The organism is Pseudoalteromonas sp. XMcav2-N, from assembly GCF_024124545.1.
Lineage (GTDB): Bacteria > Pseudomonadota > Gammaproteobacteria > Enterobacterales > Alteromonadaceae > Pseudoalteromonas.
Genome location: NZ_JAMXSF010000018.1, coordinates 85,205 through 104,811 on the forward strand (window position 1 = coordinate 85,205; position 19,607 = coordinate 104,811).

At 47.3% G+C, this 19,607-nt stretch carries 18 protein-coding genes; 12 read left to right on the forward strand and 6 right to left on the reverse strand.

Features of this window, described 5'->3' with window-relative positions; all coding sequences use genetic code 11:
• Positions 1–37: 37 nt before the first annotated feature.
• The 5 genes from acnD (at position 38) to NH568_RS19830 (ending at position 5,704) form a co-directional block, all read left to right on the forward strand.
• Positions 38–2,626: a Fe/S-dependent 2-methylisocitrate dehydratase AcnD gene (acnD, locus tag NH568_RS19810; RefSeq protein WP_253050166.1), complete on the forward strand. Its 2,589-nt coding sequence runs from the start codon at positions 38–40 to the stop codon at positions 2,624–2,626.
• A gap of 91 nt (positions 2,627–2,717) precedes the next feature.
• Positions 2,718–3,896, forward strand: a complete 1,179-nt coding sequence (gene prpF / locus NH568_RS19815) for a 2-methylaconitate cis-trans isomerase PrpF (RefSeq protein WP_253050168.1) — start codon at positions 2,718–2,720, stop codon at positions 3,894–3,896.
• A gap of 53 nt (positions 3,897–3,949) precedes the next feature.
• A complete protein-coding gene (locus NH568_RS19820) occupies positions 3,950–4,555 on the forward strand; it encodes a LysE family translocator (RefSeq protein WP_253050170.1) in 606 nt (201 codons plus the stop codon).
• Between the two features lie 7 nt (positions 4,556–4,562).
• Positions 4,563–4,940, forward strand: coding sequence for an STAS/SEC14 domain-containing protein (locus NH568_RS19825; protein ID WP_253050173.1), 378 nt, complete (start codon positions 4,563–4,565; stop codon positions 4,938–4,940).
• Positions 4,941–5,011: 71 nt separating this feature from the next.
• Positions 5,012–5,704 (forward strand): SDR family oxidoreductase, encoded by a 693-nt coding sequence (locus NH568_RS19830; protein WP_253050175.1) that lies wholly within the window; start codon positions 5,012–5,014, stop codon positions 5,702–5,704.
• Positions 5,705–5,845: 141 nt separating this feature from the next.
• On the opposite strand, the gene NH568_RS19835 is transcribed toward NH568_RS19830, so the two are convergent.
• The 3 genes from NH568_RS19835 to NH568_RS19845 form a co-directional block, all read right to left on the reverse strand.
• Positions 5,846–5,995 carry a hypothetical protein gene (locus tag NH568_RS19835; RefSeq protein WP_253050177.1) on the reverse strand — a complete coding sequence of 50 codons (150 nt, stop codon included), beginning with the start codon at positions 5,993–5,995 and terminating at the stop codon, positions 5,846–5,848.
• Positions 5,996–6,088: 93 nt separating this feature from the next.
• Positions 6,089–7,423 (reverse strand): FAD-binding oxidoreductase, encoded by a 1,335-nt coding sequence (locus NH568_RS19840; RefSeq protein ID WP_253050179.1) that lies wholly within the window; start codon positions 7,421–7,423, stop codon positions 6,089–6,091.
• Positions 7,423–7,980 carry a GNAT family N-acetyltransferase gene (locus tag NH568_RS19845; protein ID WP_253050266.1) on the reverse strand — a complete coding sequence of 186 codons (558 nt, stop codon included), beginning with the start codon at positions 7,978–7,980 and terminating at the stop codon, positions 7,423–7,425. The genes NH568_RS19840 and NH568_RS19845 overlap by 1 nt, the downstream gene beginning before the upstream one ends.
• Positions 7,981–8,280: 300 nt before the next feature.
• Between NH568_RS19845 and NH568_RS19850 the strand changes: the two genes are divergently transcribed.
• The gene (locus tag NH568_RS19850; protein ID WP_138544884.1) at positions 8,281–9,723 is read left to right on the forward strand and encodes a chitinase; all 1,443 of its coding nucleotides are present in this window, start codon (positions 8,281–8,283) and stop codon (positions 9,721–9,723) included.
• A 326-nt stretch (positions 9,724–10,049) separates the two neighbouring features.
• Entirely contained in the window at positions 10,050–10,598 is a 549-nt protein-coding gene (locus NH568_RS19855) for a hypothetical protein (RefSeq protein WP_253050181.1), read from the forward strand.
• A gap of 509 nt (positions 10,599–11,107) precedes the next feature.
• Here the strand turns inward: NH568_RS19855 and NH568_RS19860 are convergent.
• Positions 11,108–11,521, reverse strand: a complete 414-nt coding sequence (locus NH568_RS19860) for a hypothetical protein (RefSeq protein ID WP_253050183.1) — start codon at positions 11,519–11,521, stop codon at positions 11,108–11,110.
• Between the two features lie 402 nt (positions 11,522–11,923).
• Between NH568_RS19860 and NH568_RS19865 the strand changes: the two genes are divergently transcribed.
• Positions 11,924–12,634, forward strand: coding sequence for a DUF6058 family natural product biosynthesis protein (locus tag NH568_RS19865; protein ID WP_253050185.1), 711 nt, complete (start codon positions 11,924–11,926; stop codon positions 12,632–12,634).
• Between the two features lie 24 nt (positions 12,635–12,658).
• On the opposite strand, the gene NH568_RS19870 is transcribed toward NH568_RS19865, so the two are convergent.
• Both NH568_RS19870 and NH568_RS19875 read right to left on the reverse strand, forming a co-directional pair.
• On the reverse strand, positions 12,659–13,510 hold the full coding sequence (locus NH568_RS19870) for a bile acid:sodium symporter (RefSeq protein ID WP_253050187.1): 852 nt from the start codon (positions 13,508–13,510) through the stop codon (positions 12,659–12,661).
• 310 nt (positions 13,511–13,820) lie between these two features.
• Positions 13,821–15,188, reverse strand: a complete 1,368-nt coding sequence (locus NH568_RS19875; protein ID WP_253050189.1) for a hypothetical protein — start codon at positions 15,186–15,188, stop codon at positions 13,821–13,823.
• A 1,018-nt stretch (positions 15,189–16,206) separates the two neighbouring features.
• On the opposite strand from NH568_RS19875, the gene NH568_RS24265 reads away from it, so the two are divergent.
• The 4 genes from NH568_RS24265 (at position 16,207) to NH568_RS19895 (ending at position 19,535) form a co-directional block, all read left to right on the forward strand.
• Complete coding sequence (locus tag NH568_RS24265; protein ID WP_253050191.1) at positions 16,207–17,412, forward strand: RsmB/NOP family class I SAM-dependent RNA methyltransferase; 1,206 nt, start codon at positions 16,207–16,209, stop codon at positions 17,410–17,412.
• A 15-nt stretch (positions 17,413–17,427) separates the two neighbouring features.
• On the forward strand, positions 17,428–17,679 hold the full coding sequence (locus NH568_RS19885) for a DUF2999 family protein (RefSeq protein WP_046004601.1): 252 nt from the start codon (positions 17,428–17,430) through the stop codon (positions 17,677–17,679).
• A 150-nt stretch (positions 17,680–17,829) separates the two neighbouring features.
• Positions 17,830–18,627, forward strand: a complete 798-nt coding sequence (locus tag NH568_RS19890; RefSeq protein ID WP_253050193.1) for a glycoside hydrolase family 25 protein — start codon at positions 17,830–17,832, stop codon at positions 18,625–18,627.
• Complete coding sequence (locus tag NH568_RS19895) at positions 18,624–19,535, forward strand: hypothetical protein (RefSeq protein ID WP_253050195.1); 912 nt, start codon at positions 18,624–18,626, stop codon at positions 19,533–19,535. The genes NH568_RS19890 and NH568_RS19895 overlap by 4 nt, the downstream gene beginning before the upstream one ends.
• Positions 19,536–19,607 lie beyond the last annotated feature (72 nt).

A 19,607-nucleotide genomic window follows, 5' to 3' on the forward strand; every position in this document is an offset into this window, starting at 1 on the left:
TGTGCCGTTGAGCCAATGAGCAATCCTGGAAGTAGTTATGAACAGCCAATTTCGTAAAAAATTACCTGACTCTTCGCTGTGTTATTACGACACGCGCGAAGCGGTCGAAGCCATCAAGCCCGGTGCGTATGATGGCTTACCTTATACCTCTAAAGTCCTGGCAGAAAACCTGGTGCGCCGCGCCGAGCCTGAAAAACTCTACGATTATCTGAGCCAAATTATCGAGCGTCGTCGCGACTTAGATTTCCCCTGGTTTCCGGCACGTGTGGTCTGTCATGATATTTTAGGCCAGACGGCGCTGGTAGACCTTGCCGGTTTGCGTGATGCCATTGCCGAAAAAGGCGGTGATCCTGCCAAAGTAAACCCGGTGGTGCCAACTCAGCTGATCGTTGATCACAGCCTGGCAGTAGAGCACGCCGGTTATGAAGAAAACGCCTTTGAGAAAAACCGGGCGATTGAAGACCGCCGTAACGACGACCGCTTCCACTTTATTAACTGGACCAAAACAGCGTTTAAAAACGTTGATGTGATCCCGCCGGGCAATGGTATTTTGCACCAGATCAATCTGGAGAAAATGTCGCCGGTTATCCAGGCGCGCGATGGCGTGGCATTCCCGGATACCCTGGTTGGAACCGACAGCCATACCCCGCATGTTGATGCACTGGGCGTAATTGCTGTGGGTGTAGGGGGTCTTGAAGCGGAAAGCGTGATGCTGGGTCGTGCTTCTTATATGCGCCTGCCGGATATCGTGGGTGTGGAGCTGGTCGGCAAACGTCAGCCGGGGATCACCGCCACGGACATAGTGCTGGCCATCACGGAATTTTTACGTCAGGAACGCGTGGTTTCTTCGTACCTTGAGTTCTTCGGCGAGGGCTGCGAGGGCTTGTCTTTAGGTGACCGGGCAACCATTTCGAACATGACACCTGAGTATGGCGCCACGGCTGCCATGTTCTATATCGACCAGCAAACCATTGATTATCTCCGCCTGACCGGTCGTGATGACGAGCAAATCAAGCTGGTTGAGCAATATGCCAAGCACACTGGTTTGTGGGCCGATGCCATGACAGGCGCTCAGTACGAGCGTGTGCTGAAATTTGATTTATCTTCGGTTGGCCGTAACCTGGCCGGTCCGTCAAACCCGCATCGCCGTGTTGCAACGGCAGACCTGGCCAAGCAAGGCATTGTGGCTGATTATGAGCAGCGTGAGGGCGAAATGCCAGACGGTGCGGTGATCATCGCAGCCATTACCAGCTGTACCAACACCAGTAACCCGCGAAACGTGGTGGCAGCCGGTTTGCTGGCACGTAATGCCAACAAACTGGGCCTGAGCCGCAAGCCGTGGGTAAAAACCTCATTTGCGCCGGGTTCCAAAGCCGTGCGTTCATATATGGAAGAAGCGCAGTTGTTGCCTGAGCTTGAGCAACTGGGCTTTGGTATCGTGGCATTTGCCTGTACCACCTGTAACGGCATGAGTGGGGCACTGGATCCAAAAATTCAGCAAGAAGTGATCGACCGCGACCTCTATGCCACGGCCGTCCTATCGGGCAACCGCAACTTTGATGGTCGTATTCACCCTTACGCCAAGCAGGCTTTCCTGGCATCACCGCCTTTGGTTGTGGCATATGCCATTGCCGGATCAGTACGTTTTGATATCGAAAATGGCGTGCTGGGTCAAGACCAGGCTGGCAACCCGGTCACGTTAAAAGACATCTGGCCAAGCGATGAAGAGATTGACGCAGTAATCGCACAGAGCGTGAAACCGGAGCAATTCCGTGCCGTTTACGAACCTATGTTTGACCTGAGCGTTGACTATGGTGAAGACAACGACCCGCTCTATCAGTGGCGTGAGATGAGTACCTATATCCGCCGTCCGCCATACTGGGAAGGCGCGTTAGCAGGTGAGCGCACCATGAAAGGTATGCGACCATTGGCGATTCTGGGTGACAACATCACCACAGATCACTTGTCTCCGTCGAATGCGATTCTTGCCTCCAGTGCCGCCGGTGAGTATCTGGCGAAAATGGGTTTGCCTGAAGAAGACTTTAACTCGTATGCGACCCACCGTGGCGACCATTTAACGGCGCAACGTGCTACGTTTGCTAACCCTAAACTCCTGAATGAAATGGTGTTGGAAAATGGTGAAGTGAAGCAGGGCTCTCTGGCGCGTCTTGAGCCAGAAGGCAAAGTCACTCGCATGTGGGAAGCCATCGAAACTTATATGGAGCGCAAACAACCGCTGATCATCGTAGCCGGTGCGGATTATGGTCAGGGTTCGTCTCGCGACTGGGCAGCCAAAGGGGTGCGTTTAGCCGGTGTAGAAGTCATTGTGGCTGAAGGCTTTGAGCGTATTCACCGTACCAATCTAATCGGAATGGGCGTGTTACCGCTGGAGTTCCAAAATGGTACAACGCGCAAAACGCTGGAGCTGGATGGTACTGAAACCTACGATGTCGAAGGGACACGTACTCCAGGCGCTACACTGAACCTGATTATCCACCGCAGCAATGGCGTTCAGCTTGAAGTGCCTGTGTTGTGTCGTCTGGACACGGAAGAAGAAGTGTCTATTTACGAAGCCGGTGGCGTGCTACAGCGCTTTGCCAAAGACTTTCTTGAAGCAAACGCTTAACCACTACGTTCTTGCTCTGCAGTAAATGCGGAGCCTGTCTGAGCAGAGGGCACCTGTGCGGGTGTCCACTCTGCTATTTAGGATGAAAACTATGACTTTCAAACCTCAACTACGTGTGCCGGCGACCTATATGCGCGGTGGCACCTCCAAAGGCGTGTTCTTTAATCTCAGCGATCTGCCCGAGGCGGCACAAGTGCCGGGTGAAGCGCGCGACAGACTGCTGCTGCGAGTGATTGGCAGCCCGGACCCTTATGCCAAGCAAACCGACGGTATGGGTGGCGCGACCTCCAGCACCAGTAAAACCGTGATCCTGTCGAAAAGTGATAAAGCGGACCATGATGTCGACTATTTATTTGGCCAGGTCGCGATAGACAAACCTTTTATCGACTGGAGTGGCAATTGTGGCAATCTAACCGCAGCGGTGGGTGCGTTTGCCATTAGCAATGGCCTGGTAGATGCCAGCAGAATACCTGAAAACGGCATTGCCGTAGTACGGATCTGGCAGGCAAACATTGAGAAAACCATTATCGCTCATGTGCCTATGGCAAATGGTGAAGTGCAGGAATGTGGCGACTTTGAACTTGATGGCGTGACTTTTCCTGCCGCCGAAGTGGTGGTGGAATTTATAGACCCAGCCGACGGCGATGCTGATATGTTCCCAAGCGGTAATTTGGTAGACCAACTGGAAGTGCCGGATATTGGCACATTTGATGTGACTATGATCAATGCTGGGATCCCAACCTTGTTTTTCCGTGCTGAAGATCTGGGTTACACCGGTGTGGAGCTGCAAGAAGCGATCAATGGTGACGACGCGGCGTTGGCGCGATTTGAGCAGATCCGCGCCTACGGTGCCGTAAAAATGGGTCTGATTGACCACATTGATGAGGCTAAGGTACGTCAGCACACACCTAAAATTGCCTTTGTATGCGGACCTAAGGCTTATACTGCCTCCAGTGGCAAAGCCATCTCGCAGCAGGATATTGATCTGTCAGTTCGGGCTCTGTCTATGGGCAAGCTTCACCACGCCATGATGGGCACGGCAGCAGTGGCGATTGCTACGGCTGCTGCTATTCCCGGAACGCTGGTGAACCTGGCTGCGGGTGGTGGCGAGCGCAACAGTGTCACCTTTGGCCATCCTTCAGGGACCCTGAAAGTGGGTGCAGAAGCTGAACTGGCAAATGGCCGCTGGCTGGCAAAAAAAGCGGTGATGAGCCGCAGCGCCCGAGTGGTGATGGAGGGACATGTCAGAGTCCCAGAAGAACAAATTTAGTGATGAAAATTGGCCCGGTTACTCCGGGCCTTGTTTTTTAAGGAACGAAAAAGATGTATGAAGCGTTACTTTCTATTGCGCTGACCACAGCGTTGCTACTTGGCTCGCCGGGTCCCGCACCTCTGGCATTGGCCGCAGTGGGCGCCAGTTCAGGTGTGCGGCAGGGAGCCCCTTTTCTATCTGGTATCTTACTCGGATTATTAGTGGCAATTATAGCCGCGGCGACGGGCCTGGGTGCGTTACTATTAAGCTACCCCAGCTTGAGCACCGTGTGTCAGATTGCAGCCATCGCCTATTTATTTTATGTCGCGTATAAAATTGCGACTAATCGCAGTGGATTATCTCATGTAGAAGGCGGTGAGGTTGGGTTTCGGGATGGCTTTATTTTGAACCTGCTCAACCCCAAAGCCTACGCAGCTTGTATTGCCATATTTGCTAACAACAGTGTGCCCGATACCAGCCCGTTTATCGGCGCTTTACTCGCAGCAATAACGTGCTTTGTCATTGCTATTCTGGTGGATAGTCTGTGGCTGGTACTTGGCGGTGTGCTGCATCGATTCATAAAAACTCCCGAACAGCTGCGTATTTTACGTTTGTTTTTTGCCTTTTTGTTAACCTCTCTGCTAATTTGGATCACTACGACCCAAATTCTTAGCTGAGGGAGTGATGGCGTGCTTTCATTCAATCTCTGTTGATACGGAGCGAGTAAATGGTGACCTGCTCATGAGCTTTACAGCGTTGGGCAGGGTAAACCATGCTGATTATATGGCCATTAAGGCTGTAATCGACAGTGCGTTAAGAGCGGCTGTAGGGCAAAAGATCAGAGTACTGGTTGATGTGACTGAGTTTGAAGGGTGGGAGTTGCATGCTGCCTGGGACGACGTAGCATTGGCCCAGCGCCATAGTCATGACTTCTATAAGATTGCGGTGCTTGGCAATAGCCGTTGGCAAAAGCTTGCAGCCATGGTCGGTAATTGGTTTGTAGAAGGGGAGTCCCGGTACTTTGAAGAAAAAGGGCAAGCTCTATCCTGGTTGCTAGACTGAGTGGGCTGCGCTGCCAAGTAAAACGTATATAATGAAACATATAGTGGTAATGTTAAGGCTGACATAAAGTTATGAATACACTTTTCATCACAGGTGCAAATCGTGGTATTGGGCTGGCGCTAGTCAAATTATATCTCGAACAAGGTTGGCGGGTGCTGGCAACCTGCAGAGCCCCACAAGCTGCCGAAGCATTGTGGCAGCTGGAGCAGCAGTTTAGTCACTTACAAATACTTGCTCTGGACATTACCAACTATGCACAGATGGCTAAGTTGTCTGGTACATTGCATGACGTACAGATAGACTTGGTAATTAACAATGCAGGCATTTATGGACCCAAAGGCTATGCGTTTGGCGACTGTGATGTAGAGCAATGGCAACGTGTTATGGAAGTCAATGTGATTGCACCGCTTAAATTGGCGGAGGCATTCACCCCGCAACTAAGGCTGGGTAAGTTAAAGACGTTTGCTGTACTCTCATCGAAAGTTGGCAGCATGACCAACAACACTAAAGGGGGCGGGTATATCTATCGCAGCTCAAAGGCGGCGTTAAACTCGGTGATCAAGAGCCTTTCCAATGACCTGTTACCTGAAGGAATAAAAACCGTGGCGCTGCATCCGGGTTGGGTTAAGACCGATATGGGTGGCCCTAATGCATTGATCTCTGCCGAAGAATCTGCGAAAGGCCTGAAACTGGTGCTGGATGAACTACACGAAGCGCAAAGCGGTGGCTTTTATGACTATCAGGGGTTAGCGATACCTTGGTAGCAAATATCTCTGGTTTAATTTCTAGGCATAGAAGTGGAGTAATGCTGCGATGTTTGAATTGGCCTCACAGAAAGACCTTTTTGTAACATGAATTAAAAGTAGCTGGGCTTAATGAGCGCCAGCTACCGACACTAGATAATGTTACTCAAATTTATCCTGACATGGGCTTGAACCAGGACAAGTCCAGCTTGTCGTGCCTGTTCCGCCAGCAACATGTGGTGTGTTTTTCTCTGCATGCAGCAGTTGTTTATGAGATAAGCTTTTTAGTGGTTTTTTGTTTAGTTTTAACATTGTTATTTCACCTCCAAATGGTTTTTGTGTTTTCCTTAGCGAAAAAACTTCGCAATTCACATTAACCTTATATTGATGCTTGGTCAATAATTGTTATGAAAACTTATCCTGCACTTGCGCCAGGTGATAGTAACCCAGCTGACCAAGGCGGCGAAGCTGAGGAAAGGGTATCCTGGGTAGAGGCTGCTGATATAAGGGTAGGTCGGGCACTTTGTCTTTCATTGCTAGTTGCGCCAGTCTGTACGCTGCCTGTGAGCTAAACGATACACCTGAGCCACAGTAACCCAAAATATATCCAACATTATCCTCAAAAAAGACATGCGGCATATCATCCAGCGCTGCTGCAATATAACCATGCCAGTGGTAGTCATGATTAATTCCCGATAAACAGGGAAAGCATGCCGAAAGTGCGGTTTTGAGGTGGTTCAGGTATTTGGCTTTGTTCTGATCCTTTGCAAACACTGCACCTCTGCCGCCAAAGAGCAGGCGGTTGTCAGGTAGCAGCCTGTAATAGTATTTCAGCCTGCGCGTATCCATTACTACCTGGTGTGTTTGCAGACCACTTTGCACCAGCTCTTGTTCGCTCAGAGGACGAGTTACGAAAATGCTGCTGAGAATGGGCAAATAGCGGTTATCGATAAGCGGATGGCTGTGTTTGTTGTTATAAGCATTTCCAGTATAAAGCAGCTTATCTGCACTTATTTCCTGATCGTTTACACTCAGCGTGTGGCGCTGACCGTGTTTAACCTTGCTGACCAGGCTCTGTTCAAACAAGGTAACACCAGCTTTAATAGCCATGTCACGATAGCCAAGCAGGAGCTTGAGCGGATGCAAACCAAAGCCATTTTCATAGCGTATAGCACCATGAGCGTGGTGATTCAGCATAAACTGCGTATCAAGTTCTGCCTTGCTGAGCAGTTGGCTGCTTTCACCGCCAAAATTATCTGAGATAAACCGCGCAGCACTTTGCAAGTTGGCATATGCCTGAGCATTATGCGCTATTTTCAGATAACCCGATGCCTGTGCGTCACAGTCAATTTTGTGTTCATCAATGAGTGATCTGACTCGGTTGACGCCACCCTGAAACTCATCGTAAATACCACGGCTAACATCTAGCCCCCAACGTTTAGCGTAATCAGGGTAGCCAAGACGTCCTGAGCCGGGCAGTGCAAACCCTGCATTACGCGCACTGGCGCCAAAGCCAACCTGGTTGGCTTCCAGTACACACACTTTTTGCTGATAGTTTTTGGCCAGATAGTAAGCACTTAATAACCCACTAAATCCGCCACCAATGACAGCTACATCAAAGTGCTCAGATGTTTCGGGTGCGGGGTTTGCTGTTGGCAGGGACTGTGTTGCGGCCCAGTAACTTGGCGCGAAATCCTGACCCTGACAATGGGCTGCACTTAGGGGATCGAAAGTTTGCATCAGAACTCCAATACCATTTCAGCAGCCTGGCAATGGCATTCAGTGTCGCAAAGCGTGCAGCGATACCCCTCGTATAAGGTCAGATCTAACCAGCGATCATCGTGAACTTTAACGAGCTTTCCACCCGCTTTAGTGAAATATTTCACGGCTCCGTTGCCCGGGCTTTGCATCCACAGATGGGAGACCCCGGCTTGTGCGCCTTGTTGTTTCAATACCTCGACAGATGCGTTGAGTAACTTAGGTCCAATCCCTTGTCCCTGCGCCTCGGGGTGAATGGCAATACACTTAAAGTATGCCATGTGCTCCTCATCAACTGGCCACAGTGCAGGTGAGCACCACTTGTCGACAGGCCACTGACCTGCGCTAAAGGAAGTTCGGAACCCAACCACTTGTTGCGACTCGTCGAGCGCCACAAATGAGGCATTCAAATCACCTTTTGTGCCCCGTTGGTGCATCATTTTTATACCCGCCATATCGAGGTAATTGTCCCCGTGGACCAGATTGCCGAGGTCGATGACTGCCTGATAATGGGAGGTATCGAGAGGAAGGATAGAAATCATGCGCTACTGCCTAGTGTCATTTACTGAGTTGTCATTTTGCAGCATTTATTAATTGAAAACAAAGGCGTTCAAAAAAAACTGTACATAATAGGTACAAAATTAGTGTGTTTTATGTTCATTTGCCGTTGACAGCGATGTCATCTTGGTAATAATTGTGACAGTGGTGTGTCTGAATGATGGTTGCGTACGCTGCAATTATCTGTGATGACGTACTGTTAAACAGAACGAGAACAACATAATTCAGGGCGCGATATGACTTTCGCACCCTGAGCCACAACAACATGTAAAGGATGTCCTATGAAAAAACTTAACTCCGTTTGCCTGGCGGTTATGGCGTGTATCAGCACGCCCGCACTGGCACTCAATGTTCAGCCAGATCCGAACAACTCAGGTGCTTATCTACTGGATCGAACCGGGCTTCAGGCAGCCGAAGCTGCGCTGACCTCAAACCCAATGTATAGCGTGTGGGCACAGGCACTAAAAACCCGCAGCAATACCGTGGTTGACGCCATTGTGCCTGGTGCTGCCTCTAACCCCGAAAACGTCAAGCGCGTAGAGCGGGTATTTGGCCAGAGTGAGTGGAATTTTCTAACCCAAATGGCTGCACCTGAATACACTTATACGCGCTTTTTGCGTGCTATAGGCAAGTTTCCGGCGTTTTGTGGTGACTATACAGATGGTCGCAATGCGGACGCCATTTGTAAAAAATCAATTGTTACCGCGTTTGCACATTTTGCACAGGAAACAGGGGGCCACATTGCCAAAGACAATGTCTCGGATAACCCACTGCGACTGGAAGAGTGGCAGCAAGCCCTGGTGCATGTGAGAGAAATGGGCTGGTCTGAAGGGCAACCTGGCTATACTACAGGGTGTGGTCAGAATGACTGGCAAAACCGGCGCTGGCCTTGTGCAGACGGGCAAGGGTATTTTGGTCGCGGCGCTAAACAGCTGTCTTACCATTTTAACTATGGCATGTTCTCTGAAGCCATGTTTGATGGTGATGCGACTGTACTGCTGAATAACCCAGCCCTGGTTGCTGATTCCTGGCTCAACCTGGCCTCTGCAATTTGGTTTTTCCTGACCCCTCAGGCACCGAAACCGGCAATGCTACATGTGATTGACCGTACTTGGGTGCCGTCTCAGACTGAGCTGAATGCCGGTATTGGCTACGGCTTTGGGACCACAATCAACGTCATTAATGGCGGGATCGAATGCGGTGAGCACAACAAGAATAAAGGCCAGCCAGTCAATCGCATTCGCTATTGGGAAGGGTTGTCGCATTATTACAACATTCCGGTCGAAAGCGATGAAGAAAATACTTGCTGGCAACAAACACCCTTCGGCAGTTTGAATCTGGATGGTGCCGGTGAAGTGCTTTACACCAACTGGGAAGCAAACTGGGAATACTATGCTGACCGTCCGGGTGGGTTCTCGTTTGAATGTAAGCTGGTGGGCTATCAGACCGCTTATTCCGCACTTGTTGAAGGCGATTATGAAAAATGCGTGACCAACTTCTATGGGTCACACACAGGATGGCCGGTTGTCACAGTGGTTGATAACTTGCCGCCGCCAGATGACAAACCTCCGGTTGATAATGTTGCTGCATGGGAAGCGAATAAGGTTTACCTCAAAGGCGATAAAGCCAGCTTTAATGGGAAAGTGTATGTTGCGAAGTGGTGGACTCGCGGTGATGAGCCAAACGGCACTGGGCCTTGGGAGCTGGCACCGGCAGCACAATAAGTTACTCCTGGTTTTTCCTGTTAAGAGTCAACCTAGCCCATTTACCGTAAGTGGCCTTTGTATCTAGCAAAGGCCACTTTTATTAATAGCGCAGTCTGCTTAACTGCTTCATTACTTCCTTGGTTTCATGAGGTGCCATATAGTTCTCAGGTGCTGAATACCATACTATCATCGTGCTAATTAGCGAGGGGTATTATTCGAACAGCTTCCGTCTGAGTATCTACTTTTGAAAGTTGGTAATGTAATGTATAGTTGAATACGTTTCATCAGTTTACAAGCAATGCCCTAGAGTGCTGATCGGCGGCGTTTACACACAAGAATAGAAAATGGGAAGCACATCTTTGATTAGAGAAAACTACTTTAATAAAAGAGCTTCCCTGCATTGCGTTGCAATTGCTGTGATTTATCTGGTTTTAGATATTAAATTATTGCTCTATGGAGAGAGTCAAACCCTGAGCTTTGAAATTTTGTTCAATGTTAAGGTGTTCGTGTGTTTTCTGTACTTGCTATGCTCAGAGAAGATAACAGGATATTTTGAGCAAGAGGATAATCTGCCGTTAGACTTTACGCTTCATATGACTGCATTTTTATTTATGCTTTGGCTCATGATCGTGCCCGGAATTTTTGGTATCGCTTTTTCAATGTATTTTGGGGGTGTCCTGATAATACTGTTGATAGGGTCAGTACCTATATTGTTTGAGGTTATAAAGTGCAGAGAAGTTAACCATGTTAGCTTTGGTCTCGTGTGTTTAGAGTTGCTAATTAAAGCAGCCTTTGTCTTCTGTGCTATCGTTATTTTGATGTATCTCGTATCTGGCAATTGGTCATGGGAAATCAGGCCGATCCACACACTGATTAAAAATCACTATTTATGACTTAAAATCAAGGTGGTAGAGAAGTTTTATCTCAGCACTTATCTTACAGGAGTTTGTCTCAGGTGTGTTAGTGTGCTTTCTTAAAATTTTCTAATGGTTTGAGGATTGTTAAGGGTTATTTGACTGGTGAAATAGAGACAAAATATAAGGTTTTGAGTTTTGAACATGATGGAATGGAATTCGTTCTGGCCGTTTCTTTCAAAGCTGCCATATTTCTATTTTTAGTCGTGGTGGCTTGTAAGCCTGATCTAATAGTGAAAGATAAATTTTAACGAGACAATTAAAGTAATGCGGGTGAGCGGCATTTTTATGAAACCGCGTGTGTCAGCGAGCTTTTTTCTAATAAAATAAAGCAGTTTTAGGGGTCTGTATAGCTGTAACCAAGTGCTTATGGTTGTGCTTGGATTATTGAAGAAAAGCCTGATTTACTGTCAGAGAACAGTTCGCGCAAGGTGCATCAATCTTACAGTTAAATGAGCAACCATTAAACTTAGATGTAAGTCCGCACTCTACCAAAATAACTCTTTAAACTGATCCCACAGGCCCAGCGACTCATTGGCAAAAATATCTATACCTAACCAGGATTTAAGCAGATAAAGAACAACGAGTATAATACCCAACAAGATCATGGCAACAACTAATAAGGTAATCAAAAACATAATTGCTGCTGTGACTCTTTCTGTGTGGCTCAGGCGACGTTTGTTCACCCCACCCAGAAAGACAAAATAAAAGCTCCAGGGTAAAAAGGGTAACGCCAGAGTGGGTCTGAAATCTATTTTATGATTGTTCCAGTCCCGGGTATTGATTGCTTTTTGCAGAGCTTTGCGTTGTTTATAAGTAAAGCTTGCTGCAATCTCAGGGTCCATTTTGCCAAGGAGCTGCTTAACATGAGCATGTCGTTGGTCGGATTTATTCACCGTCATACAGCCTCCTTAGCCATTGAGTCATGTCAGTATTGAGACGGCAACAGGTTTGACGTGCGTACTCACCCCAAAAGACTTGCCAAGCTTTCTCTAAGTTTAGCGCTTTAAGCTCTGCTATCAATAGCTACGGCCAATCTATCGCGGTATTGCCTAATCGTGCCTGTCATGTCTCAAACTTGGGTTGGTGGTTGTAAGTTAATAACAGCATTGGCCGTGACTATATCCGATTTTCATCCAGCCATAGTTCGATCACCATCGAAGCATGGTCTGAGTCATTTTGTAGACTGTCAAAAAGCTCGGTGGTTATGACGCTTTCACTTCGCTGATCAGTTGAGTTTCATTGCATAAAATACAGCCCGTTTGAACACTTGCTTACGAGGCTAATTGAGGCACAAAGGAGTAATGACATTGGTACTGTTTAAATACCTCGATACCACATTTTACACGACACAAAAGTTGCTTGAGATAGCAGATATTTCTGACCAAATGCTCAAAGCACTCCAAGATAACAAATTGATGCCCAGAGCTTCTTATACGCTTAGTCTCAACTTAAACTGTGATTCGTTCTTTGGTCATTTTAAAGAAAATCATACACTGGAGTATTACGCGAAGGGCTACGCGCTGTGGTTGAATGCTATTAGAAAGGAACAAAATAAAGCACAGGCCTATGAGATATTTTCTGCCCGTTACCGAAATATGCTTACCCGACTTAATTGTCTTGGATATAGTTCAAATCACCCTAAGTTAACGACCTTTCTTTCTGATCATATTGCACAAGAGTGGCAACACTTTTTAGATGGCACTTATGGCTTGTGCACTTGCACTGGTTTGCCAGAAGACATCGCTGCTAAAGAGTTTGCCATTATCAAAATAAACGAGCTTTGTGACCTGAAAAAGTTGGGCCAAGCAGACCGTGAAGTTTTAACTTTTGCCGTTAATTTACTAGATGGTGTGAGTGCTCCATTTGCCCCGCACGAGCGGGACAGAAGCTCAAGGCGTCGTTTCGTTGATGACGTGAGGGAAAAATATGGCCTCACAGCCAGCCCCATATCTTTGAATGCTGGTATGAAGCCAGACCAAAATTCCAGTACGGGTTGCTGCGACAATTGGTAATTGCACGGTGTGCTAGGATTGTTTTTACCGCTTGACGGCCCAGGCGGTAAACAGCCCGGCACTGATAAACATAAACAAGCTGTAGATGCTTGGTGCTATAGACATCACTTCATTGCCCAACAGACCGGTAGTTACCAAAAGGGCGAGAGTGCCATTTTGTAGGCCAACCTCAAGGGTAATGGTGCGGGTCTGTGTATCGCTTCGCAATAAAATACGCGCGACCAAAAACCCCATAATCATAGAAATCAGGTTTAAGGTGATCACAGAAGGACCCGCCTTGATCAGGTAATCAACCAACTTATCGCCCAGTTGAATACAAATACTGACTATCACCAGAAGCAATACTACGACTGAAAACCAGCTGATATAGGGGCTGGCTGATTTAGCAAAGCGATGCCACTTTGCATTGACAGCCATGCCAACCAGAACTGGCAGAACACCAACCACAATAAGCTGCAACCAGGCCTTTAAAATAGGGAACTCAATCAGGGTATCGTTTTGCCCATAATATCCGATTGCCCATGCAGCCAAAAATGGCAAACTAAATGGGGTGATAAACCCTATCACGGCAGTTAAAGATACCGACAGACCGACATCCCCTTTGGCCAGATACGAATAGAGGTTGGAGGTTGTCCCACCCGGGCATAAAGCCAGAATAAATAAGCCAATTGCCAGCTCTCCTGTAAGCCCTGTGATCGCAATAACAGCAATGGCAAGCAAGGGAAGTAGAATCAGCTGACACAGTGCCCCGATGAAAAAGCTTTTGGGTTGCAAAAACACGCGCTGAAAGTCTGCCATTTTCAGGCTAAGGCCCACGCCAGCCATAATAAATATCAGTGCGACAGGTAAGCCGATTTCGATCAATGCAGATGGCATGTCTTTGTCCTTGTTGTGCCCCGTTCAGTTAATCTTAGCAAGCGCAACAGCGCATCGTCACATTCATTTTTTATCAATGGCGTCGAGGCACCCGTTGTGTCAACAAGATAGCATGTCTTTTTTACGGTGATGTGATAGGGCTAAGCCAGTTTTACCGGGCTTTGCTAAACGCGGCTGGAGCACATAAAACAAAACGGCCAGTCGTTGTGCGATCTGGCCGTCTTTATCCCGTCATTAGTGTGTCGTGTTCATTTAATCAGCAACCCTGTTGGTGTCGGGAAATGTCATGTATTTTGGTGCAGTTAGACAATTATTCAGATACATCGATTTCAAAACTGTAAACGGCTGCACCTTTTAAGAGCGATGTATCTGTGTATACGTTACCAGCATTCCCTTTTTGAAACTCCCGCCTGAGATCCTCAAATTCACCCGAAAAATTCAGGGCAGCGACATCCAGGTTTATCTCAATCCCCTCAACTGAGGTGATATTGGTATTCACACTGGTACCAAATTCGAAATCGGGAATGGTCGCCTGAGGTTTACTCATGACTTCCCATCGGACTTTACCATTGACAGTGTCTTCCCATAGCAATGTAATGGCAACCATGTTAACTCGTGAATCCACGCCCGAAAAATCATAATCGAACAGATTCCCGCTGTATTGGTCCGCCATGGACTGTGCAAATTGCTCGAACGCATTTTGAAAAGCGCTATTGAATAGCAAAGGCGCCGTTCTACCAGGCTGGCCGTCATCAGCAATGGTGTTTACGGTCGCTGATGAGGTGTACATATCAAAGCCCGGCAAATAAGTATGCTCAGTAACTGAGTTGTAAGCATAGCTGATGGTGGCAAGGTCCGGGAAGATAAACTTATTTCGCTGGTTTGAGCCCAGGGTGAACTGAGCGCTGAGCTCTTCTTTATCATTAAATGAGCTCAGAAATACGCGAGAATTGGGATAATCTGTGTTCGCGAAGGGTAAAGCGGCTATGTTTACCCTCACACCTTGGCTATCAAAGGCGTCATCGGTTAATTCAAGTAGCCCGTCTCCTTCCAGATTAAACAGGCCGCCACGTACATCACTGTAGTCTTCATTGCTGATATGCAGGATTGCATTCTTACTATCGGTACATAAATAGGCCGTAGCTGGATTTGGGTTTTGCAACGAGATCTCGTCTCCGATAAAGCCGCTGATATAGTAGTCTGGCTGACTGGCAGAAAGGGCACTGAGGTCCACATTTTTCCGAGGGCAGTCACAGCTTGGCTTTTGATCAAACTCGATTATGCCGTAATCTGTGTTGGTTACATCCAGTAAGGTATAGAGCTGAGTGTGCAGTGTCTGGTCATCTGTACTCTTGGCAACTAAAGAGACATGATGTGTGTTCTCAGGTAGCGTTTGCGCGAGTTTGCCGTCTGCACCTGTTTTAGCACTGGCAAGAACCTGGCCACTGGCATTATGGAAAATGACATCGGCAACTGTGGGGTTAGGAATTGCGCTACAGTCGTTGATGAGCGTAGTTGTCACTGAAAACGCTGTGGTTGAATTGCCTTGATCCGGCTTTGAGGCATTGGCTTTTGTTTGTTGTTCATTACCCACAACTGCCTTATCGCCGGATGATCCACCGCAAGCAGAGAGCGTAATTGCAGTACTGACAGCTAAAAAAAGTCCTTTAAACTTCATCTTTTCTCCAATTTATAATAGTTATTTCCGTGCACATTAAAGCTAAATAGCATTCTAACAGATATGGATGTTCTTGTATTGTGGACAAAAGGCTTTATTTGTATTCAAAGCTGGCTGATTTGTTTTCAGATGTAAATAAGGCTGCGCATGAGAAATACCAATAAACGCCGCCTTTCGTGGCGTTTGAATCTGTTAGGACTTATACCAATTTCACTTAATACCTGTTCAATTTGAAGGAGCAAATATGCCGCTAATGGCGTTAAAAATTTCTCATTTAGAACCTTTACCTAAGGTATGAGTTCACAAATTTTTGCCTGGTTATCGACGATATTTTCTCGCCTCAAAACAGAACACTTAATTAAGCAAATTGGTATTAAAACTCGTCGCAGGGATCCTAGAGCATGCTAGAAGTACCTTGCTCAGGTGCTGTTACACTGTTCACTTAGTAGGTTAGGAAAGGTAATAGGCGCTCACTTTGCAGGCGGGGATACTCTGCAAGACTCTGGAAATGCAACCTCTTTGGCAGAAGTTGCATTGTCCGGTGATTAGTTGAAGTCAGTACACGGACCTGTGACGACGCAGTACTGACCAGGGCCCGGGCTTGTCGCAATGGTATCTGTGTCGGTTGGTGGCGGGCAATTTCGGTAGCTTGGGTAGCTGCTATCAGGTTCGATGGTGCCGCCTGCAACGTTAGGCGTTTGTGCCAGGCTTAACTGCTGAGACTGAGATAACGCCTTTAGCTTGGTTTTTTTACTTGTAATTTCATGACTTATTTCCTTAATTAATCATATTATAAGTAACCTACGAATTTCCTATTGTAGGTACGGTCAGTTTGGCATGACATTCGATATGTTGTCAAATTGTTTCAGTGAGAGTGAATACGTTATTTTGATGGGGAGATTTTTGAAAAGACATAGGTCCTTTAAATATGGCACTCTCTGGCAGTAAACCACATATGGTCTGAGCTCGATAAAAGCGCTACAATTCCCCTTCAGTATTTGCAGGCAGAGAACACCGCGTGACCGTTGATCGTCAACTTATCAGTACTTTACACACCGCATTTAACAGTATTTTCCAGCAATCTTTATATGCTGATAAAGTCATTCAGCACCATATACATGATAATCCGCATTGGCGTCGTGAAGACAAAGGCTATTTTGTAACGACCCTGTATGATTTAGTGCGTTTTGTACGCAAGCTGGCATACCTTAGTAACGTTAGTGAGCAGGAGTTTTGGCCCATCTGGCAGGCGTATCAGCTGCTCAATGATGAGCACATCCCTGACTGGCCAGAAATGCGCGACTTGTCAAAGTCTGACCTGCAAGAGCGGCTTCAGAATGCACCGCAGGCTATCCGGCTTAGTTATCCTGATTGGCTGGATACACTGGGGGGTTCTCAACTTGGACAGCAGTGGCCTGTTGTGGCTGAAGCTTTAAATTGCCCAACGGGTTATTACCTCAGGGCTAACACCTTAAAAGCCTCGGCAGGCGCCCTGGCCAGTAAGTTAGAGCAGGAACATATCGCCTGTGAGTTAGTTTCTCCAGAATTGCCGGATGCACTGACTATTCAGGCAGTCGATAAGCTGTTTAAATCCAGCGCGTTTCAGTCGGGTGAATGCGAAATGCAGGATGCGGGGTCTCAACAGATTGCCCCTCTATTAGATGTTGCGCCAGGCATGAAGGTAGTTGATGCCTGCGCCGGAGCGGGGGGAAAGAGCCTGCACCTGGCAGCCTTGATGAAAAACAAAGGCCGTTTATTGTCTATGGATATTCATCAGCACAAGCTTGATAATCTGAAAAAGCGGGCCAAGCGTGCTGGTTGTCATATGATAGAGACGCGGCTTATTAAAAATAATAAGACTATTAAACGTCTTAAAGATAAATTCGACCGGGTTTTACTTGATGTGCCCTGCTCCGGTACCGGTGTTTTGCGACGCAACCCAGACAGTAAATGGCACCTGACGGAGCCGAGTGTCGATGAGCTTATTGCGCTACAAGCTGATCTGCTGCAAAGATACAGTCAAATGTGCCGCCCTGGTGGCAAGCTGGTGTATGCAACCTGTTCAGTATTGCCGGTTGAAAATCAACAGCAAGTCGCTCAGTTTTTGGATGCAAATCCTGACTGGATTCTACAACAGGAACTGAGTTTGCTGCCGGGAATAAACTCAGAGTTTGACGGATTTTATGGCGCCGTATTGTGCCGTAACGAACTAACACAAGATTAAAATAGGATAAAACACATGAATCCAATTATTGCCTTGCTCAAAGAGCACAACATCAGTGACGAAAAAATCAATGAAGTATTTCAGGCATTGACCGAAAACCCGCTAATGGCCATGGCCGTTGTTCAGCAGTTGAACATTCCTGCTGACAAACTTCAGCAGTTGATGGCGCTTGTGATGCAAAATCCAGCACTGATAAAAGAAGCAGTACAGGAGCTTGGTCTTGATTATGATAAAGTTGAACAAGCAAAAGCACAGCTTAAACAATAAGTAATCACATTAGTATAAATGGGCTGGAGATCCTATCCAGCCTGTTCGGTGCTCGAATTTTTTCAGATTTCTCATCAGACAAATTTGTTTCCTTTGACTAAACTAGATGCTAACCGCGTGGTAGCACTATTTTAAGAATAAGGACACACAATGCTCTCCAGCAAAACCCTTGAACATGACTCACCTATGGTGTTTGTGTTTTTCACGGTCATTGCCTGCTTTTTCTATTTTGTTCGACCTGGGTTTATGCCGCCAGCGCCACAGACAGACAAACCCAGTCAGCTCCTGTTTCCAAAAAACTTACAGCACTATCTCAGTAACCCAGATGCCAAGGCCGTGCTGGGGATCGATGTGTCACATTATCAGGGGGTTGTCGATTGGCAGCAGGTGGCACAAGCCGGAGTGCAGTTTGTTTATATCAAGGCGACTGATGGCATTACTTATCGGGACCCGGACTTCTATTCACATTTCAAAGGCGCTCAGGCGGCAGGCCTGAAGGTCGGGGCGTACCATTTCTTTGAACCAGACGATGATCCCATTAAGCAGGTCGACAACTTTGTGACGACTGTGCAGGGGCTGGGACTGACATTGATGCCTATGTTGGATGTGGAGATCACCAGTAATCGATCTTCACAGCAGATCAGCAGTGGAGTTGCTAAATTCATTGCGGCCGTTGAGAAGCGTATCGGGTGTCAGACTATCCTCTATAGTTATGGAGATTATTGGCAACAGAATTTATCGGATCAATTTGCCAACCAACCTTTTTGGTTAGCCGATTACGCCGACAGTCCCAGTGTGCCAGAGCAGGCGCATGCGTGGTGGCTGTGGCAATATTCAGATTCTGCACGAGTTGCCGGGGTGCAGACTCAGGTTGATATTGATGTGGTGATAGCCGGTGAATCAGGGCTTGCTGCAATGAAGTGCACAAGTAAGGGAGCAAAATCATGAACTTTGCGAAACAGCTTTGGCAACATGAGCACACAATAATGCGGGCTCTTTTACTGCTGGTTGTGGTGAGCTTTTTAACTTTGGTCATGCTTCACTACCATGACTGGCAGCACCGTCCGGATGCGTTATACCTCAGCAATCAGGCGTATCTGCATCATGTGGAGGTGCAGGCATTAGACGATTTGTTTTATCTGGCCGAGATCAATGGTCTGCTTAAAGTCGTCGAAAGCAGTCAGGTTGGGGTGTCGTTTATTGCCGAGTTTAAAGTGGATGTTGGCAATATGATCGCGACGGTTACACACTATCTGCAACAAGGCATCAACCTGAACCTTGCGTCACTGGTTGCCGTGGAGATCCTATCCTTACTCAGTGAAGCGGCCCATGTCATCGTTATGCCGTTGTTGGTGGTTACTTTGAGCGGCGCGACTATATGGCTGTGTGCTGAACTATTTGGTTTTCCCGTCGTTATGTGCGCGGTGCTTAAGCGAGTGTGTGAAGGCTTACTACTCACTTTTGTTATGCTCCACCTGATACTGCCTTATGCTATTCATATTAGTGGGGCCATTAGTCACTCCGTCAGTGCCAGTTACAAAACGACGGGTCGCACAGCATTATTGCAATATCATCAGGATGTCACGTACGGGCAAAATAAAGCGTCACTAAAAGATAAAGCAGAGTCGAGTATCCATGAGCTGGAGAAAGTGTCACCTAAGCATGTCAGATATCAGCAAAATGCTTTGTCACACTATTTGGTAAGTACGCTGGCGGTAAATCTGTTTGACCTGATCTTAATGCCACTGCTGCTTATTTGGGGGTTTTATCGAATTGTGAAAGGGCTTTACCTGCATGCACAGGAAACCTATCGGATGGTAAAGAATCGTACTTCAGAAACGATAAAAGGGCCATAAAGGCCCTTTGGTGAAGTATCGTTCAAGTTAGTTTGGTTACTCTAACCCCTTAAAGCAACCAACCAATTGTTT

Bases quoted from the DNA above. Each gene is read 5' to 3' on its own strand.
- acnD (WP_253050166.1), top strand. From the start codon at position 38: ATGAACAGCCAATTTCGTAAAAAATTACCTGACTCTTCGCTGTGTTAT.
- prpF (WP_253050168.1), top strand. From the start codon at position 2,718: ATGACTTTCAAACCTCAACTACGTGTGCCGGCGACCTATATGCGCGGT.
- NH568_RS19820 (WP_253050170.1), top strand. From the start codon at position 3,950: ATGTATGAAGCGTTACTTTCTATTGCGCTGACCACAGCGTTGCTACTT.
- NH568_RS19825 (WP_253050173.1), top strand. From the start codon at position 4,563: ATGGCGTGCTTTCATTCAATCTCTGTTGATACGGAGCGAGTAAATGGT.
- NH568_RS19830 (WP_253050175.1), top strand. From the start codon at position 5,012: ATGAATACACTTTTCATCACAGGTGCAAATCGTGGTATTGGGCTGGCG.
- NH568_RS19835 (WP_253050177.1), bottom strand. From the start codon at position 5,995: ATGTTAAAACTAAACAAAAAACCACTAAAAAGCTTATCTCATAAACAA.
- NH568_RS19840 (WP_253050179.1), bottom strand. From the start codon at position 7,423: ATGCAAACTTTCGATCCCCTAAGTGCAGCCCATTGTCAGGGTCAGGAT.
- NH568_RS19850 (WP_138544884.1), top strand. From the start codon at position 8,281: ATGAAAAAACTTAACTCCGTTTGCCTGGCGGTTATGGCGTGTATCAGC.
- NH568_RS19855 (WP_253050181.1), top strand. From the start codon at position 10,050: ATGGGAAGCACATCTTTGATTAGAGAAAACTACTTTAATAAAAGAGCT.
- NH568_RS19860 (WP_253050183.1), bottom strand. From the start codon at position 11,521: ATGACGGTGAATAAATCCGACCAACGACATGCTCATGTTAAGCAGCTC.
- NH568_RS19865 (WP_253050185.1), top strand. From the start codon at position 11,924: ATGACATTGGTACTGTTTAAATACCTCGATACCACATTTTACACGACA.
- NH568_RS19870 (WP_253050187.1), bottom strand. From the start codon at position 13,510: ATGCCATCTGCATTGATCGAAATCGGCTTACCTGTCGCACTGATATTT.
- NH568_RS19875 (WP_253050189.1), bottom strand. From the start codon at position 15,188: ATGAAGTTTAAAGGACTTTTTTTAGCTGTCAGTACTGCAATTACGCTC.
- NH568_RS19885 (WP_046004601.1), top strand. From the start codon at position 17,428: ATGAATCCAATTATTGCCTTGCTCAAAGAGCACAACATCAGTGACGAA.
- NH568_RS19890 (WP_253050193.1), top strand. From the start codon at position 17,830: ATGCTCTCCAGCAAAACCCTTGAACATGACTCACCTATGGTGTTTGTG.
- NH568_RS19895 (WP_253050195.1), top strand. From the start codon at position 18,624: ATGAACTTTGCGAAACAGCTTTGGCAACATGAGCACACAATAATGCGG.